General features: G+C 42.3%; 1 protein-coding gene. It reads right to left on the reverse strand.

The window, feature by feature from the left end:
* Positions 1-184 precede the first annotated feature (184 nt).
* A complete protein-coding gene (locus tag ACFSYC_RS19560) occupies positions 185-1636 on the reverse strand; it encodes an IS1182 family transposase (RefSeq protein WP_377130558.1) in 1452 nt (483 codons plus the stop codon).
* Between the last annotated feature and the right edge of the window lie 100 nt (positions 1637-1736).

A 1736-nucleotide genomic window follows, 5' to 3' on the forward strand; every position in this document is an offset into this window, starting at 1 on the left:
GAGGACACTGAAAAAGTAATTCAATAAAACGTATTACGAGAAGCGATCAAGAGAAAAGGTAACTTTTACTTGGTCGTTTTTTTGTTCAGATTTATTTTGTGTAAGTGATTTACTGGGGATGATACGAGTCTATAGGCCTTTGGGGAGTGCAAAAAACGGCTAAAGACCTCTTCTTATTGTTTTTTTAGGCGATCAGCTTGATGATCCTTTTCAGATTGACTGTAAAGATGGCTAAAGCACCCTGCATCTGCATATTTTCGATACCATAGGCTATTGCACGGTCATAGCCATGAACGTTTTTTAGTTCACTGTTCTTGGCTTCGATCTTATACCTGTGTTTGATGCTTTCCTTATATTCTGTCGTTTCCTGAAAAGCCATCTGCTGTTGGTGCAGGTCTGACTTGATGGTAACAGAATAGGTTTTAGTTCTTGCCCCGGACTTGTAGCACCCCTCCTTTAATGGACATACTTTGCATTTTTCAACATCAAAGTAATAAGTGTTTGCCTGATTTTTCCCTCTGTTTTTCTTTCCGTGTCGAGCCCTTCGGATAGCCAGATGCCCGGCCGGGCAAACGAACATATCAGCGTCTTTGTTATAATCGAACTTATCTTCTTCTTTTCTGAATCCCTGGGTGATGGTAGGGTTCAGTTTGGCTACCACCTTAATATCTTGTCCGTTCATTAATGCAAGGTTCTCTTTTCCTGAATAAGCCGAATCGCCGATGACAGTTTCTACTTCAATGCCATTTTGCTGGCTAATCTCCAACAGTTTGGGAAGCTCCGGGCCATCCCCCTTTTCGCCCGATGTGATAACCGCTGCTGTGATGATGCGCTCCTCTGTCATCGCCAAGTGGGTCTTGTAACCAAAGAATGAGCTGTCAGCTGATTTATGACCGGTTTTGGCATCCCTGTCTTTGGATATTGTATAGTGCTCCTGCGTATCCGCTACCGTTTCTTTCAGCAGGTTTAGTTTTTCTTTTACCGAAGGTATCTGGCTTAACGTTTGATCAGCTTCGATGTGCTTTTCCAGTGCGCGGCAATAAGCCAGTTCCTTTTCCAGTTCGTCTGTACTGTTCTTTTCAGGCATGCCGGCCTTCATGTCTTCATCGATAGCATATACCGCTTTGCGGAGCAGTTTCGAGCGTTCCCGCAATACTTCCAATGCTGAATATGGGTTTGACCGTGACAGGGAATGCGTAGCATCAACAATGATGGACTTTGAACGGATGATCCCTTTTTCAATAGCGATAGCGACCGTTTTACCAATGAGCAGGTTTAAAAGATCGTTATCCTTCAACCGCAGCTTTCTGAACTTTGTTAATGAACTCGGATCGATAACTTCTTCTTCCGGCGACATATCAAGAAAATATTTGAAAGACATATCATACTGCGAACGCTCAACCACATCAACGTCTGAAACCGTATAAATCGTTTTCAACAACAGGTACTTGAACATCCGTACAGGACTTTCTGCTGCCCGGCCGTTAGTAATACTGTATTTGCTGACCAGTTCCTCATAAATAAAGGTAAAATCTACCAGGTCATTGATCTTCCGCAGAAGATTGTCTTTAGGAACGATCAGGTCGTATAAACCTGAAAATGCACTGAACCGCATCTTTTGTTGTTGTAAAAGCATCTTTTAGTATCTTTCTTTTGACACTTTAAGATACAAAAAAGGCGTAGAAAAATTTCTTCTTCTACGCCTTTTTTCACTATTGGACTTTTTCAGTGCCCTC

This window comes from Mucilaginibacter antarcticus, from assembly GCF_042686155.1.
GTDB classification, from domain to species: Bacteria; Bacteroidota; Bacteroidia; order Sphingobacteriales; family Sphingobacteriaceae; genus Mucilaginibacter; species Mucilaginibacter antarcticus.

Bases quoted from the DNA above. Each gene is read 5' to 3' on its own strand.
- ACFSYC_RS19560 (WP_377130558.1), bottom strand. From the start codon at position 1,636: ATGCTTTTACAACAACAAAAGATGCGGTTCAGTGCATTTTCAGGTTTA.